The organism is Kluyvera fluvialis (genome assembly GCF_059725275.1).
Map to the genome: position 1 here is coordinate 3329658 of NZ_AP046142.1, position 15071 is coordinate 3344728.

Annotated in this window: 15 protein-coding genes and 1 riboswitch; of the genes, 4 read left to right on the forward strand and 11 right to left on the reverse strand. The window is 54.1% G+C overall.

The window, feature by feature from the left end; genetic code table 11:
* Positions 1-199: 199 nt before the first annotated feature.
* The 6 genes from AC6I4B_RS15690 to moaA all read right to left on the reverse strand — a co-directional run bounded on the left by AC6I4B_RS15690 (position 200) and on the right by moaA (position 3663).
* Complete coding sequence (locus AC6I4B_RS15690) at positions 200-904, reverse strand: Bax inhibitor-1/YccA family protein (protein ID WP_497766401.1); 705 nt, start codon at positions 902-904, stop codon at positions 200-202.
* Positions 905-957: 53 nt separating this feature from the next.
* Positions 958-1410 (reverse strand): molybdopterin synthase catalytic subunit MoaE, encoded by a 453-nt coding sequence (moaE, locus tag AC6I4B_RS15695; RefSeq protein ID WP_497766402.1) that lies wholly within the window; start codon positions 1408-1410, stop codon positions 958-960.
* A 1-nt stretch (position 1411) separates the two neighbouring features.
* Positions 1412-1657: a molybdopterin synthase sulfur carrier subunit gene (gene moaD / locus AC6I4B_RS15700; protein WP_497766404.1), complete on the reverse strand. Its 246-nt coding sequence runs from the start codon at positions 1655-1657 to the stop codon at positions 1412-1414.
* Positions 1650-2135 carry a cyclic pyranopterin monophosphate synthase MoaC gene (gene moaC / locus AC6I4B_RS15705; protein ID WP_497766405.1) on the reverse strand — a complete coding sequence of 162 codons (486 nt, stop codon included), beginning with the start codon at positions 2133-2135 and terminating at the stop codon, positions 1650-1652. The genes moaD and moaC overlap by 8 nt, the downstream gene beginning before the upstream one ends.
* Before the next feature lie 3 nt (positions 2136-2138).
* A complete protein-coding gene (gene moaB / locus AC6I4B_RS15710) occupies positions 2139-2651 on the reverse strand; it encodes a molybdenum cofactor biosynthesis protein B (protein ID WP_497766407.1) in 513 nt (170 codons plus the stop codon).
* Positions 2652-2673: 22 nt separating this feature from the next.
* On the reverse strand, positions 2674-3663 hold the full coding sequence (gene moaA, locus AC6I4B_RS15715; RefSeq protein ID WP_497766408.1) for a GTP 3',8-cyclase MoaA: 990 nt from the start codon (positions 3661-3663) through the stop codon (positions 2674-2676).
* Positions 3651-3788: riboswitch (molybdenum cofactor riboswitch) on the reverse strand. (Overlaps the previous gene by 13 nt.)
* 230 nt (positions 3789-4018) lie before the next feature.
* Between moaA and yvcK the strand changes: the two genes are divergently transcribed.
* From yvcK to pmrB, 4 genes are read left to right on the forward strand one after another with little or no spacing between them, the layout of a single operon-like run.
* Entirely contained in the window at positions 4019-4942 is a 924-nt protein-coding gene (gene yvcK, locus AC6I4B_RS15720) for a uridine diphosphate-N-acetylglucosamine-binding protein YvcK (RefSeq protein ID WP_497766410.1), read from the forward strand.
* A gap of 59 nt (positions 4943-5001) precedes the next feature.
* Positions 5002-6633, forward strand: coding sequence for a phosphoethanolamine transferase EptA (eptA, locus tag AC6I4B_RS15725; protein ID WP_497766411.1), 1632 nt, complete (start codon positions 5002-5004; stop codon positions 6631-6633).
* A gap of 10 nt (positions 6634-6643) precedes the next feature.
* A complete protein-coding gene (pmrA, locus tag AC6I4B_RS15730; RefSeq protein ID WP_497766413.1) occupies positions 6644-7315 on the forward strand; it encodes a two-component system response regulator PmrA in 672 nt (223 codons plus the stop codon).
* Between the two features lie 3 nt (positions 7316-7318).
* Complete coding sequence (gene pmrB, locus AC6I4B_RS15735) at positions 7319-8398, forward strand: two-component system sensor histidine kinase PmrB (protein WP_497766414.1); 1080 nt, start codon at positions 7319-7321, stop codon at positions 8396-8398.
* 361 nt (positions 8399-8759) lie between these two features.
* On the opposite strand, the gene uvrB is transcribed toward pmrB, so the two are convergent.
* The 5 genes from uvrB to bioB all read right to left on the reverse strand — a co-directional run bounded on the left by uvrB (position 8760) and on the right by bioB (position 15024).
* On the reverse strand, positions 8760-10784 hold the full coding sequence (uvrB, locus tag AC6I4B_RS15740) for an excinuclease ABC subunit UvrB (RefSeq protein WP_497766415.1): 2025 nt from the start codon (positions 10782-10784) through the stop codon (positions 8760-8762).
* 636 nt (positions 10785-11420) lie between these two features.
* Positions 11421-12098: a dethiobiotin synthase gene (bioD, locus tag AC6I4B_RS15745; RefSeq protein ID WP_497766417.1), complete on the reverse strand. Its 678-nt coding sequence runs from the start codon at positions 12096-12098 to the stop codon at positions 11421-11423.
* Positions 12091-12846: a malonyl-ACP O-methyltransferase BioC gene (bioC, locus tag AC6I4B_RS15750; protein ID WP_497766418.1), complete on the reverse strand. Its 756-nt coding sequence runs from the start codon at positions 12844-12846 to the stop codon at positions 12091-12093. The genes bioD and bioC overlap by 8 nt, the downstream gene beginning before the upstream one ends.
* The gene (gene bioF / locus AC6I4B_RS15755) at positions 12833-13987 is read right to left on the reverse strand and encodes an 8-amino-7-oxononanoate synthase (RefSeq protein ID WP_497766420.1); all 1155 of its coding nucleotides are present in this window, start codon (positions 13985-13987) and stop codon (positions 12833-12835) included. The genes bioC and bioF overlap by 14 nt, the downstream gene beginning before the upstream one ends.
* Positions 13984-15024: a biotin synthase BioB gene (gene bioB / locus AC6I4B_RS15760; RefSeq protein WP_497766421.1), complete on the reverse strand. Its 1041-nt coding sequence runs from the start codon at positions 15022-15024 to the stop codon at positions 13984-13986. The genes bioF and bioB overlap by 4 nt, the downstream gene beginning before the upstream one ends.
* Positions 15025-15071 lie beyond the last annotated feature (47 nt).

The window sequence follows — 15071 nt, forward strand, 5'->3', positions numbered from 1 at the left end:
ATCCAATACGTTGATGACAACATCGAAACTCCGTCTCCATAATGTTGTGCAACGCATTGTCATCATTTGAAATACTTAATCTGTGATCTCTTTATAATTCATTAGTACGAGTCGTCGTTTCAGAAAAGCGCCCAACCATCGGGTTTGGGCAAAAAAAATCCCGGAACCAGTCCGGGATTTATCAACCTAATCAGTCCGTTTAGCGACGATTACCAAAGATCCGCAGCAGCATCAGGAACAGGTTGATGAAGTCGAGATACAACGTCAGTGCGCCAAGAATGGCGTATTTACGCAGATTGGATGAGTCACGCACATCAATCTGTTCACCGATATTTTTCAGCTTCTGAGTGTCGTAGGCAGTCAGGCCAACAAATACCACCACGCCGATATAGGTAATCGCCCACATCAGCGCATCGCTTTTCAGCCAGAAGTTCACCAGCGATGCCAGCACGATACCAATCAGCGCCATAAACAGCATATTGCCGAAGCCGCTCAGGTCGCGCTTGGTGGTGTAACCGTACAGGCTCATGAAACCGAACATCCCGCCGGTCACCACAAAAGTGCTGGCGATGGATGAGTAGGTATACACGATGAAAATACTGGAGAGCGTAAGCCCGGTTAGGGCTGAATAAAGCATAAACAGCGTGGTCGCCATACCGGCGCTCAAGCGTTGCACCATGCCGGACAGCACAAAGACCAGCGCCAGTTGGGCGATAATCAGCCCAAAGAAAGTAATTTTACTGGAAAAGACAAACATCATTACCGCAGGCGTGTTTGCCGCATACCAAGCGATAAACGCCGTCAGCAACAGCCCGCAGGTCATCCAGCCGTACACCTGCGCCATATAAGTTTGCAGGCCTGAACGGGCCTGCACGATAGAATCGGACCGAGGGTATCGTTCCATGACTTTCTCCTGAATTTCAGTGAAGACTACGTTAAGCGTACCACATCTACAGATTACCAGCGTTCGGCAGCCTGTTTATCGCTGTCTCGCGCTTCCACCCAACGATCGCCTTCCTGGGTCGCTTCACGCTTCCAGAACGGCGCGCGGGTCTTCAGATAATCCATGATAAATTCGCCTGCGTCAAAAGCGCTACTGCGGTGGGCGCTCGTTACGCCAACAAACACAATTTCTTCGCCAGGCCACAATTCGCCAATGCGATGGATAACGGTGACACGCCCCAACGGCCAGCGCGCGCGCGCGGCATCAACAATTTCCCGCAGCGCTTTTTCCGTCATCCCCGGATAATGCTCCAGCGTCAGTGCTTTCACGCTATCGCCGAGGTTGTGATTACGCACTTTGCCAGTGAAAGTGACGACCGCGCCATCTTCATCGCGCTCGGCAAGCCACGGGTATTCGTTACCCACGCTAAACGGCTCATGGCCGACGCGAATTCGGGTATCGCTCATCTTAACCTCCCGTAACCGGTGGGAAAAAAGCCACTTCATCGCCATCCGAAACCGGATGATCGAAGCTCACCAGCGTTTGATTTACCGCCGCCAGCAGCTTGCCCTCTTCCAGTGCGAGCGCCCAGCGCCCCTCTTGCGCCACCAGATGCTGGCGCACGGCTTCCACCGTCGAGAATTCTGGCGCTAACGCCAGAGAATCCGTCCCCACCAGCTCACGAACTTGAGCAAAAAACAGCACATTAATCATAGGAATCCGCCTTGAAATCGCCCGATTTGCCGCCACTTTTCGCCAGCAGGCGAACCGGGCCAATGACCATATCCTTTTGCACCGCTTTGCACATGTCATAGATGGTCAGCGCCGCCACCGATGCAGCGGTGAGCGCTTCCATCTCCACGCCGGTTTTTCCGGTCAGACGGCACAGGGACTCAATGCGCACACGGTTATGTTCCGGCTGCGCTTGCAGGTTGACCTCCACCTTGCTGAGCATCAGCGGATGGCACAGAGGGATCAGCTCCCAGGTGCGCTTGGCGGCCTGAATCCCGGCGATACGGGCGGTTGCGAACACGTCGCCCTTGTGGTGGCTGCCGTCAATAATCATCGACAGCGTTTCCGGCTGCATGGTAACAAACGCTTCAGCGCGTGCTTCGCGAACGGTTTCCGCTTTGGCAGAGACATCCACCATATGGGCTTCACCCGCCGCGTTGATATGGGTCAGTTGCGACATCGTTTATTTCTTCAGATGAGGGTGGAAATTACACGGACGAGTACGAGCATCCAGTTGCGGGGCGATAATGTTGTCCCAGGCCGTTCGGCAGGCTTTGGTTGAGCCAGGCATTGCAAAAATCAGCGTGCGGTTCGCCATGCCTGCAACAGCGCGTGATTGCAGCGTTGCCGTGCCAATTTCTTCAAACGAGAGCATGCGGAACACTTCGCCGAAGCCTTCGATTTCACGGTCAAACAGCGGCAGCAGCGCTTCTGGCGCCTGGTCGCCATCGGTCAACCCTGTGCCGCCGGTAATCAGCACCACCTGCACGTCGTCACGGGCAATCCATGCGGAAACCTGCGCGCGAATTTGGTAGCGGTTTTCTTTGACTATCGCTTTATCGACAATGTGATGCCCCGCTTCTTCGGCAGAATCACGCAGAAAATGACCGGAAGTGTCATCTTCTTCACCACGGCGGTTGGAAATCGTAAGAATAGCAATGCGTGTAGGAATAAATTCAGCGCTCACCTGACTCATTTAAATGCTCCTTGATGACGAATTATCCACCAATATAGGATAAATTCTGGGTAATTCCGGTATTGCCCTGGTGCAGGAAGTGGGTCTGTTTTTTATGCGTTAAGGCTTCGGCAATGCACGCTTCCAGCGCTTGCTGCTGAGAATCATCAGCCAGCAGTTCACGCAGATCTACGCCGCCGTCGCCAAACAGGCACAGATGCAGCTTCCCAATGGACGATACGCGCAGACGGTTACAGCTTGCGCAGAAGTCTTTCTCATACGGCATGATTAAGCCGATTTCCCCTTCATAGTCGGGGTGACAAAAGACCTGCGCCGGGCCGTCGCTGCGTTGACGGATTTGATGAATCCAGCCGCGTTTGAGCAGTTCGTCGCGCAGCACCATGCCTGAGATATGGTGTTTGCGGAACAGCTCGCTGCCTTCGCCGGTTTCCATCAGTTCAATAAAGCGGAGTTGAATGCGGCGCGGTTTGATCCACGCCAGAAAGGTGTCGAGCTGGTGATGGTTAACGTCGCGCATCAGCACGGTGTTGACCTTCACTTTGTCAAAGCCTGCGGTAAAGGCGGCGTCGATGCCGTCCATGACCTGGCGAAATTTATCCTGTCCGGTTATCGCGTGAAACTGACGCGCGTCCAGGCTGTCTACGCTGACGTTGATAGCCGTTAAACCGGCGTCACGCCAGGCGGCGACATCTCGCGCCATACGGTAACCATTCGTGGTTACCGCAATCTGGCGGATAGAGGCGTTTTCTTTCACTGCGGCGATAATATCGGTGAAGTCGCGGCGTAGCGACGGTTCGCCGCCCGTTAAACGGACTTTTTCCGTGCCCAGCGCGGAAAAGGCGCGCGTCACTCGACGGATTTCGTCAATCGACAAAAAGCCTTTGTTGGTGACACCGTTCGGCTGGTAGCCATCGGGCAAGCAGTAGGTGCAGCGAAAATTGCAAACGTCGGTAATCGACAAACGCAGATAGAAGAATCTGCGCGCAAACGCATCAGTGAGTTGTGAAGCCATAGACACCTTTCCAAATACGGGAGGCGAGATAATTTCTTCCCTCGCCCTGGCAACAGAGAACCTGTCGCGGCCAAAGCGCCCTATCTTTCGACTTAGGCACAGAGGCTAGAGTGTTTTGTTCAGTGAGTTGAACTGAACCATGTTATGCCGAATAGTAGCGCGAGAATAACGGTTTCGCCATTTTCGCTTTCGCTATATAAATCTGTACATAGCGACCTGATCGTGCACTTTCCCTACAGAATACGTAAAAATCACGTTTTTGCATTGATATACGTCATTTTGCGCGGGGTGGAGCATCGTCTTTTAGGGGTAGTTACGCTAATGTAAGCCAGTTTGTTTCGAATAAGGAAGTTGTATGCGCAATCGCACTTTTGCCGATCTCGACCGCGTCGTCGCACTCGGCGGCGGGCATGGTCTTGGCCGCGTGATGTCCTCATTATCATCACTCGGTTCCCGTTTGACCGGCATCGTCACAACCACGGATAACGGGGGTTCTACGGGGCGTATTCGTCGCTCAGAGGGCGGGATTGCCTGGGGCGACATGCGTAACTGCCTCAACCAATTAATTACCGAACCCAGCGTTGCTTCTACGATGTTTGAGTATCGTTTTAGCGGTAATGGCGAACTTTCCGGGCATAACCTCGGAAATCTGATGTTAAAGGCGCTGGATAACCTGAGCGTGCGGCCTTTAGAGGCCATCAATTTAATCAGAAACCTGCTGAAAGTTGACGCGTCGTTGATTCCAATGTCGGAACAGCCGGTGGATTTAATGGCTATCGACAGCGAGGGCCATGAAATCTACGGCGAGGTGAATATTGACCAGCTAAAAGTGCCGCCGCAAGCGTTAATGCTCACCCCAACCGTTTCGGCCACGCGCGAAGCGGTACAGGCGATTGCCGAGGCGGATTTGATTCTCATCGGGCCAGGAAGTTTCTACACCAGCCTGCTGCCGATTTTGCTACTGCCGGATATTGCCACAGCGCTACGACGTACACCTGCGCCAATGGTTTACATTGACAACCTCGGGCGCGAGCTAAGCCCTGCGGCGAATCTGAGCCTGAGCGAGCGTATCACCCTGCTGGAGCACTATATCGGCAAATCGGTTATTGATGCCGTGGTGACAATCCCGAAAGTAGACGTGCGCGGGGCGGAGAATAAAGTCATTATTCAACAACCGCTTGAGGCTAGCGACATCCCGTATCGTCACGATCGCAATCTATTACGTGCGGCACTGGAAGAGGCACTTCAGGCATTCGGCTCCCCTTCCTTAAAATCTTAAGGTTGTCTTAAAATTCATCGGGCAGCATAGCGAGCATAATGATTACTGAGTTTATCGCTATGCTTCGCTTATTACGTACACGCCCTACCGTTAGTCGCTTAACCTATATTGTTCTTTTCTCGCTATATATTGCGCTGGCGCTGAACATTGTCTTTTATCGCCAGGCATTTAACCTGCTACCGGTAGACAGCCTGCATAACGCGCTGGTTTTCTTGAGTATGCCGTTAGTCGCTTTTGCCGTCATGGCGATTTGCCTGACGCTTGCCTCATTTGTTCGTCTTGAGCGGCCAGTAGCGACGCTGTTTATTGTGCTCAGCGCCAGCGCTCAGTATTTCATGATGAATTTCGGCATTATCGTCGATCGGTCGATGATAACGAATATTTTGGATACCACAGCGGCTGAAAGTTACGCCCTGGTTTCCGCACAAATGGTGGTGGTACTCACCTTCAGCGCGCTGTTATTTGTCGCCCTGGCCTGGTGGGTCAAAATTAAACCTTCGGCAAACCGGTGGCGCGGCGTCATTATGCGCATCGCCACTGTCGTGGCCTCCACCTTACTTATCGTGTTAGTCGCCGCACTGTTTTATAAAGATTACGCCTCGCTGTTTCGCAATAATAAAGAGCTGGTGAAATCACTGAACCCATCAAACAGTATTGTGGCCGTTAACTCCTGGTATTTTCATCATCAAATGGACAATTTACCGCTGGTGAAAATAGGTGAAGACGCCACGCAAAAAGCCGTGATGAAAAATGGGCCGCGTAAAAACCTGACCATTTTAGTGTTAGGTGAAACCTCTCGCGCCGAGAATTTCTCGCTGGGTGGTTATTCGCGCGAAACCAACCCATTACTCGCCAAAGATAACGTGGTTTATTTCCCTAAAACGGCGTCTTGCGGTACGGCAACGGCGGTTTCCGTGCCGTGCATGTTCTCAAATATGCCACGCACAGGATATGACGAATCGCTGGCACACCATCAGGAAGGGTTGTTGGATATTATTCAGCGTGCAGGCATTCAGGTACTGTGGAATGACAATGACGGTGGCTGTAAAGGCGCCTGTGACCGAGTACCGCACCAGGATGTAACGGCATTAAAGCTGCCAGGACAATGTATTAACGGTGAATGCTACGATGAAGTGTTATTCCACGACCTGGAAAAAACCATTGATTCGATGAAAGGTGACGGGGTTATTGTGCTGCATACCATTGGCAGCCACGGCCCGACCTATTATAACCGTTATCCCCCCGCGTTTCGTCGTTTTACGCCGACTTGTGACACCAGCGAAATTCAATCCTGTAGCCAGGAGCAACTGAAAAATAGCTACGACAACACCATTTTGTATGTCGATTATATCGTCGATAAAGCGATCAAACTGCTGCAATCCAAACAGGATAAGTTCACGGCAAGCCTGGTGTATCTGTCTGACCATGGTGAATCATTGGGTGAAAATGGCGTATATCTGCACGGCCTGCCGTATTCCATTGCGCCAGAAACACAAAAACATGTGCCAATGCTGATATGGTTATCAGACGATTACCAGCAACGCTATGGCGTCAATTACCACTGCCTGCAAAAACAGGCCAAAGAGAATGACTACTCACAGGATAATCTGTTCTCTACAATGTTAGGCCTGACCGGCGTAGAGACACGGGAATATCGCCCAGCGGATGATATCTTAGCCACATGCAAATAGGGGCCAGCAGATGAAGATTTTAGTTGTTGAAGATGATTCCCTGTTGTTACAGGGGCTGATTCTGGCAATGCAAAGCGAAGGATACGCCTGCGATGGCGTCTCGACCGCATCACAGGCGGCGCTTAGCCTCGCTAACGGGCACTACAGCCTGGTGGTTCTGGATTTAGGTCTGCCGGATGAAGACGGCCTGCATTTTCTGGCGCGTATGCGCCAGGAGAAGCAAAGCGTGCCAGTGCTGATTTTAACCGCCCGCGATACGCTTGAAGATCGCGTGAACGGCCTGGACACCGGCGCTGATGACTACCTGGTGAAACCGTTCGCCCTGGAGGAGCTGAATGCGCGCATTCGTTCTTTGCTGCGGCGTAATCTGAATCAGGGTGATAACGAAATTAGCGTTGAAAACCTGCGGCTTAACGTCACTCGCCGCCAGGTATGGTTAGACGGCGAGCTGCTGGAGCTGACGCCAAAAGAGTACGCGCTGCTTTCACGGCTGATGTTAAAAGCCGGTAGCCCAGTGCACCGCGAAATTCTCTACAACGATATTTATAACTGGGATAACGAACCCGCCACCAATACGCTGGAAGTACATATTCATAACCTGCGCGATAAAGTGGGTAAATCGCGGATTCGTACCGTTCGTGGTTTCGGCTATCAGTTAGTTAACTCCATTAAGGCGGATTGACGCATGGCGTTACTTTCCATCCGTAAATGGCCGATGCGCCATCAGTTACTGTTAACCATCGGCGTTATTCTGGTGGTTTGTCAGTTAATTAGCGTGTTTTGGCTATGGCATGAAAGCAAAGAGCAGATAGAACTAGAAGTTGCCACGCTGTTGCATAATCACAACAATGCCAAGCATATTCGCCACGAAGTGCGTGAGGCGGTGGCCAGCCTGTTAGTGCCTAGTCTGCTGATTATCGGCCTTGCGCTGTATCTCTGTTTGCAGGCGGTAAAACGTATCACCCGCCCGCTTGCCGACCTGCAAAAAGAGCTGGATATGCGCACGCCAGGTAACTTACAGCCTATTTTCCTCCAGCAAACGACGGTGGAAGTTGAAGCCGTGACCACCGCGATTAATCAGTTGGTTGAAAATCTCACACAAACGCTCGATCGCGAACGCCTGTTTACCGCCGATGTGGCCCATGAACTGCGCACACCGCTGGCAGGGTTAAGGCTACACCTTGAACTGCTGGAGAAAACCCAGCACCTCACGCTGACACCGCTGCTCCAGCGCCTGGATCAAATGACCGAAAGCGTTGCGCAACTGCTACAACTGGCCCGCGTCGGTCAATCGTTCTCGGCGGGGAGTTATCAGCAGGTTAATCTGCTTATTGATGTGATTGAGCCGCTCAAAGCCGAGCTGGAAACGATGCTGAGCGCACGTGCGCAAACGCTGGTCATTACCGAGCCGACACCGACGGTGATTGTGTCGGGTGATGCCACATTGCTGGGCTTGCTGGTACGCAATCTGGTTGAAAACGCACACCGCTACAGCCCGGAATCATCAACGATTACGCTATCGCTGGCGTCGGAGTCACGCCCAATGCTGGTCGTCGAGGACGAAGGCCCCGGGATTGATGAGTCAAAGGTTGGCGAGCTGAGCCAGGCGTTTGTCCGCATGGATAGCCGTTATGGCGGGATTGGTTTAGGGCTGAGCATCGTTACACGCATTGCACAATTGCATGAAGCGGCATTCTTCTTACAAAACCGCGAAACCACTAACGGCACGCGGGCTTGGGTAGAATTTCAATCATCCAGGCGTTAAAGCGTTTAGTAGGTCAAAGCCCAGTGGCAAAGAAAGCCTGCCACAATCATGACAGAAACGAGTACGGAAAATAGCTGCTGAATATTCAGATTGGACATAACACTACCCCCAATGATTTTGCAGATAGTATCAGTGGAATTTATTAAGCAAAGATTAAGAATCTCCCCTAACAGGTAATCTTACTCGCCATTTTATTCCGGGGTAGCGCTCAGGCCCCTCACTGACGGGGTGTACACTGCGGGTTTTCCGCGCTGTCCATGTCCAAACTGGCTGCGCCAGTATACGCCTTTCAGGTAGGTTCTACGGTTGGCATCCGTGCATGATGCCAACCGCATTTCTTGCAAAATTCCGTGAGTCCTCATCAGGACGCGGCGATAAATAGCTCGCGCAATTGATGCAGACGGTCGCGAATTTCCGCCGCTTCTTCGAACTCCAGGTTCTGTGCATGTTTCAGCATTTGCGCTTCCAGCGTTTGGATCTGCTGCTGTAGCGCTTTTGGCGTCAGTGCAGGGACATCGGCCTCGACAATTTTCGCTGCCGTTCGTGACTTGCCACGCCCTTTCGCTTTGGTTTTCGCCAGCCCCTCGCCCATCGCCAGAATATCAACCACGTCTTTGACCAGCCCTTGCGGAACAATGCCGTGTTCTTCGTTGTAGCGCTGCTGTTTCTCTCGACGCCGTTCGGTTTCACCGATCGCTTTCGCCATCGAAGGAGTGATTTTATCGCCGTACAGAATCGCTTTACCGTTGATGTTACGCGCGGCACGACCAATGGTCTGGATTAGCGAACGCTCGGAACGCAGGAAACCTTCTTTATCGGCATCCAGAATCGCCACCAGAGAGACTTCTGGCATGTCCAATCCTTCACGCAACAGGTTAATCCCCACCAGCACATCAAACTCGCCAAGGCGCAAATCACGGATGATTTCCATACGCTCAACGGTGTCGATATCCGAGTGCAGATAACGCACCCGTTCGCCGTGCTCTTCTAAATATTCGGTAAGGTCTTCCGCCATACGTTTGGTCAGCGTAGTAACCAGCACACGCTCGTTAATCACCGAACGTTTACGGATTTCCGATAGCAGATCGTCCACCTGAGTGCCGACAGGGCGTACTTCGATCAATGGGTCGAGCAATCCGGTTGGGCGTACGACCTGGTCAATGACGTCGCCACCGGATTTTTCCAGCTCATAGTTGCCCGGCGTCGCCGAGACATAAATGCTTTGCGGTGCCAGCGCTTCAAATTCTTCAAACTTCAGCGGGCGGTTATCCAGCGCCGACGGCAGGCGGAAGCCGTATTCAACCAGCGTTTCTTTGCGCGCACGGTCGCCGCGATACATCCCGCCAATTTGCGGAATGGTGACGTGGGATTCATCAATTACCAGCAGGCCATCGGCAGGCAGGTAGTCAAACAGCGTTGGCGGCGGCTCGCCCGGCCCGCGCCCGGAAAGGTAGCGCGAGTAGTTTTCAATGCCCGAGCAGTAGCCCAGCTCGTTCATCATCTCGAGGTCAAACTGGGTACGCTGGCTCAGACGCTGTTCTTCCAGCAGTTTGTTATTCGCCAGCAGCACTTTGCGCCGCTCCGCCAGCTCAACTTTGATCTCCTCCATCGCTTGCACAATGCGCTCGCGCGGCGTGACGTAGTGCGATTTCGGGTAGATGGTATAGCGTTGAATGGTTGACTCAACGTGCCCGGTCAGCGGGTCGAACAGTGAAAGCCGCTCGACTTCTTCATCGAACAGTTCGACGCGCAGCGCAAGGTCATCCGACTCCGCAGGGAAGATGTCGATCACTTCGCCGCGTACGCGGAAAGTCGCGCGCTGGAATGCCTGATCGTTGCGGGTGTACTGCAAGTCAGCCAGACGACGCAGAATAGAACGCTGGTCGATTATCATGCCGACCGTCAGGTGCAGCATCATTTTCAGGTACAGATCCGGGTCGCCCAGGCCGTAGATAGCGGAAACCGATGCCACCACGATAACGTCGCGGCGCTCAAGCAACGCCTTAGTGGCTGAAAGGCGCATCTGCTCGATGTGCTCATTCACCGAGGCGTCTTTTTCAATAAACGTGTCGGAGCTTGGGACATAGGCTTCTGGCTGGTAGTAATCGTAGTAGGAGACGAAATACTCCACTGCGTTTTCCGGGAAGAACGCTTTCATCTCGCCGTACAACTGCGCCGCCAGCGTTTTGTTCGGCGCAAGCACCATTGTCGGGCGTTGGAGGTCTGCAATGACGTTTGCCACGGTAAAGGTTTTGCCTGAACCGGTCACCCCCAGCAGCGTCTGGTGCGCCAGGCCGTCTTCCAGCCCTTCTTTCAGGCGCGCGATCGCGGCAGGCTGGTCGCCGGAGGGACTAAATGCAGAATGTAATTTAAAGGATTTACTCATGAGCAACGCTACCTGATGACGAATGGGCTGGCTGGGGATTAATTCTACTCGCCACTTGCCGAATTGCCAATAAAAAATACTGGATATAAACACAGTAATACATTATCGTATTTGGTATACACAGCGTAACGGCAAGCAAGAGCGGCTGAAATTTATCCTCTGACCAGATAAAACACCAGCCAGATGAGGTTATCCCCAGAATTTTTTCTCTTTTAACATTTGTCAATATTGGTCATGAAAGTTTTGTGGCAATCCATAGCACTTTTCAACACGGCATTGCTTTTACGTATCTTATTGATAACAAATGAAAACGTTAAAAAGCCGCGTTTCGCATCAATTCATGCGCAAGCCGCATGTTCTCTCGTTTACCGCGTGTTTTCTAACTCTAATACACAGGGTTATCCACAGGAATAGTGGATAACTACCTCTAGCCCCTATCCCTCGCCATCCGGCGATTTGCGCAACAGAGGGCAAAACGGCGAGCAAAAATTTTTTTTAGTCCCAATTTTGATATGCATCAGCGAAAAAGCCCGGCCATTTTTTCGTGACCACAGTCGAATTCTTTACGTTTTCTGCGAGTTATCGCTTACGAATGAAGATAACCCACAGAAATACAATACAAGCGGATAAAGCCGTTTAGAGCGCGCTCAGATCAAGATATTCACCCAGCGGCTGCGATTCAACAGCGTCACCCAGCCACGGGATTTCGCCAAGCATCGGCGCTGGCAGCATTCGCTGTAGGGTGCTGAGGTACTCGGCGTGACGACGCCCTGGCGGTATGACATCGTTCGCAACCCAACCCGCCAGTCGCAGCCCCGCTTGTTGAATGGCTTGTGCGGTTAGTAGCGCGTGGTTGATACAGCCAAGCTTAACGCCCACCACCAGAATCACCGGCAGTTGCTCCGCCAGCACCCAGTCGGCCAGCGTTAACGTCGGCGATAGCGGCGTAAACCAGCCCCCCGCGCCTTCAACCAACACCCAGTCAGCCTGCGTTTCTAACGCGCGCAGGCCCGCAGACAGCACGCTGGCTTCAATCGGGCGCTGTTCATCGGCGCTGATAATATGCGGAGAGGTCGGCTCGGCAAAGGTATACGGATTTACCTGTTCGTAGGTTAGCGGCAACACGCTGTTGCGCTGTAGTGCCAGAGCATCGCTATTGCGCAACCCTTCATCCGTCATTTCACTGCCGGAGGCCACCGGTTTGTAGCCCGCAGTTCGCCAGCCGCGCAATGCGGCGGCTTGCAATAACGCAGTGCTGACCACCGTTTTTCCCACTTCGGTATCGGTTCCGGTCACATAGTAGCGTTTAGTCACGCGTAATCACTCCTGTAAAAAGATGGTAAGTCAGCGGGCATTCCCCCGCTTGCGACGGCCACGCCAGTTGCAGTTGTTGTAGCCTGCCGCGCGTCAGCGGTAGCGGGCTACGCCCCTGATGGAGGTGCGTCGCGCCTATCCCTTTCAGCGAGCGCATTGCGCTTAATGCATCGGGGAATGGCAAAGTCATGGTGGTTGAAGTACAACGCGCATTGAAGCCCGCCAGCGCTGCGCGCAGCGTTTCCTCCGCCAGAAAACGGTTTGCGTGCGGATGATTATCCACCGCTTGCCAGGCTTGATTTAACTCGGGTAACGACCCTGCCGTCAGGGTGGTAAACGCCAGCGTGCCGCCGGGGCTAAGCTGGCGATACAAACCGGCAAGCGCCACATCAATGTCGCTACACCACTGAATCGCCAGATTGCTCCACACCAAAGAAAACTCGCCGCCGGGCAGCGGGATATCTTCAATATCCGCCAGCAGATAGCGGTCTGCGGCCTGTTGGCGCTGCGCCTGTTCCAGCATCTCGGCACAGAGATCTAATGCGGTGACATGGCTGCCTCTATCGCGCCAATAACGGCTGTAACTCCCCGGCCCGCATCCGGCATCCAGCACCGTTTCAAACGTCTGAGGTGGAAGCTGTTCCAGTAAATGCGCGGCACTTCGGCGCTGGAGTTCATCATGTTGATGGTAAGAGGTTGCCGCGCGACTAAACGCGGCTGCCACGGCCTGTTTATCAACCCTCGCCATGCAACACCTCCAGCAGATGCGTAATATCCTGCGCCTGATGAGCGGCGGTCAGCGTCAGGCGCAGGCGCGCAGTGCCCGCTGGCACTGTCGGCGGGCGGATAGCCGTCACCCAACAGCCCTGTTCGCGCAGCCGTTCAGCCAACTGTAGCGTCCGGGCATTGTCGCCGACGATCAGCGGCTGAATAGCGCTTTGTGAGTCGCTTAACGGGTAGGCCAGCCCGCTGGCTCCGTGGCGAAATTCAGCCACGCGCTGCGCCAACGTTTCACGCCGCTGCTGCCCGTCGTCGCTCTGAATGACCGCCAACGCCGCCTGGAGCGCCAGCGCTTGTGCAGGGGGCATGGCGGTGCTGTAAATCAAGTGGCGGGCAAACTGCAAAAAGTAATCCGCCACCACATGGCTGCATAATACCGCCGCGCCGCTCAGGCCAAACGCTTTACCAAAGGTCACAACCAGCAATTCAGGATGAACGCCCTGCTGCTGGCAACTGCCGCGCCCGTTGTCGCCGTCAACGCCAATACCGTGCGCGTCATCAACCATCAGCCAGGCCTCGGCCTGCCGCGCGGCGAGGGCGATGTCTGCCAGCGGTGCACGGTCGCCGTCCATACTGAACACGCCCTCCGTCACCACCAGTTGCTGCCCGTCGCACGGCGCCGCCAACAGCCGGGCGAGGTGCTGGCTGTCGTTGTGTTGAAAACGCCGAAGCTGTGCGGCGTTTTGCGCCGCCGCTTCCAGCAGTGAGGCATGGCTTAAGCGGTCGGCGACAATGCGGTCTTCACGGCCTGCCAGCGCGGCAATCACCGCCTGATTCGCGGCAAAGCCGGAGATAAACAGCAGCGCGCGGTCATAGCCCAGCCAGTCGGCAAGCTGCTCTTCCAGGCGCTGATGCGCCTGGTGATAGCCCGTCACATGACCGGAGCCGCCGGAGCCAACGCCGTATAGCTCCGCGCCCTGCTGCCAGGCGCGTATCACTTGCGGGTGCTGGCTCAGCCCTAAATAGTCATTACTGGAGAAATTGCGATAGCGGCGCTCGCCGCACACCAGCCAGCGCCCTGCGCCTTGTTGCAGCGGCTGGCGGCGGCGAAAAGCCTGCGCTTCGTGGCGTTCAGCAACCGCGTGTTCGATGCGTTGTTGCCAGCTCATACCGCCGCCGCGTTGTAGTATTCCTCAGTATCTGGCGTCATCAGCGCCTGTTCCAGACGCTGTTGCTGCTCGTTGTCCCCGGCAGTAACCGTGGTTTGCTGCGGGTTTAACCCTAGTTTTCGGAACAACTGCAAGTCTTTGTCTTCTTCCGGGTTCGGGGTGGTCAGCAGTTTGCAGCCGTAGAAAATAGAGTTCGCGCCAGCCATAAAGCACATGGCTTGCGTTTGCTCGTTCATCTGCTCGCGCCCCGCAGAAAGACGTACGTGCGAAGTCGGCATCATGATCCGCGCAACGGCAATAGTGCGAATAAAATCAAAGGCATCTACGTCGTCGTTATCCGCCAGCGGCGTCCCTTTTACTTTCACCAACATATTGATAGGCACGCTTTCCGGCGGCGTCGGCAGATTAGCCAGTTGCAGCAATAGCCCAGCGCGGTCGGTCACGGTTTCGCCTAAACCGACAATCCCGCCAGAGCAGACTTTAATCCCGGCATCGCGCACTTTATCCAGCGTGTCCAGGCGTTCCTGATAGCTGCGCGTGGTGATGATGTTGCCGTAAAATTCCGGCGAGGTGTCGAGGTTGTGGTTGTAGTAATCCAGCCCCGCCGATGCCAGACGCTGCGCCTGGCTATCGGACAACGTGCCGAGCGTCATACAGGCTTCCAGCCCCATTTCTTTCACGCCCTGCACCATCTGTTCGAGGTATGGCATATCGCGGTCGTGCGGGTTTTTCCATGCCGCTCCCATACAAAAACGGGTAGAGCCTGCCTGCTTGGCTTTGCGCGCCGAGTCCAGCACCTGTTCGACTTCCATCAGGCGCTCGCTTTCCAGCCCGGTTTTGTAGCGCGAGCTTTGCGGGCAGTATTTGCAGTCTTCCGGGCACGCGCCGGTTTTAATCGACAGTAGCGTACTGACCTGCACCTGACGTGGGTCGAAATGCTGGCGATGAACTTGCTGAGCTTCAAACAGTAAATCCAGCAGGGGTTTTTCGAAAAGAGCGGTAACTTGCGACATTGTCCAGCGTAAAGGGTGAGCCATTGGCTTCTCCGGGGGTTTTGTTAATTTTCGGATCGGTTTATACTTGT

Bases quoted from the DNA above. Each gene is read 5' to 3' on its own strand.
- moaC (WP_497766405.1), bottom strand. From the start codon at position 2,135: ATGTCGCAACTGACCCATATCAACGCGGCGGGTGAAGCCCATATGGTG.
- moaD (WP_497766404.1), bottom strand. From the start codon at position 1,657: ATGATTAATGTGCTGTTTTTTGCTCAAGTTCGTGAGCTGGTGGGGACG.
- uvrB (WP_497766415.1), bottom strand. From the start codon at position 10,784: ATGAGTAAATCCTTTAAATTACATTCTGCATTTAGTCCCTCCGGCGAC.
- pmrB (WP_497766414.1), top strand. From the start codon at position 7,319: ATGGCGTTACTTTCCATCCGTAAATGGCCGATGCGCCATCAGTTACTG.
- moaA (WP_497766408.1), bottom strand. From the start codon at position 3,663: ATGGCTTCACAACTCACTGATGCGTTTGCGCGCAGATTCTTCTATCTG.
- moaB (WP_497766407.1), bottom strand. From the start codon at position 2,651: ATGAGTCAGGTGAGCGCTGAATTTATTCCTACACGCATTGCTATTCTT.
- AC6I4B_RS15690 (WP_497766401.1), bottom strand. From the start codon at position 904: ATGGAACGATACCCTCGGTCCGATTCTATCGTGCAGGCCCGTTCAGGC.
- pmrA (WP_497766413.1), top strand. From the start codon at position 6,644: ATGAAGATTTTAGTTGTTGAAGATGATTCCCTGTTGTTACAGGGGCTG.
- bioC (WP_497766418.1), bottom strand. From the start codon at position 12,846: ATGGCGAGGGTTGATAAACAGGCCGTGGCAGCCGCGTTTAGTCGCGCG.
- yvcK (WP_497766410.1), top strand. From the start codon at position 4,019: ATGCGCAATCGCACTTTTGCCGATCTCGACCGCGTCGTCGCACTCGGC.
- moaE (WP_497766402.1), bottom strand. From the start codon at position 1,410: ATGAGCGATACCCGAATTCGCGTCGGCCATGAGCCGTTTAGCGTGGGT.
- eptA (WP_497766411.1), top strand. From the start codon at position 5,002: ATGCTTCGCTTATTACGTACACGCCCTACCGTTAGTCGCTTAACCTAT.
- bioF (WP_497766420.1), bottom strand. From the start codon at position 13,987: ATGAGCTGGCAACAACGCATCGAACACGCGGTTGCTGAACGCCACGAA.
- bioB (WP_497766421.1), bottom strand. From the start codon at position 15,024: ATGGCTCACCCTTTACGCTGGACAATGTCGCAAGTTACCGCTCTTTTC.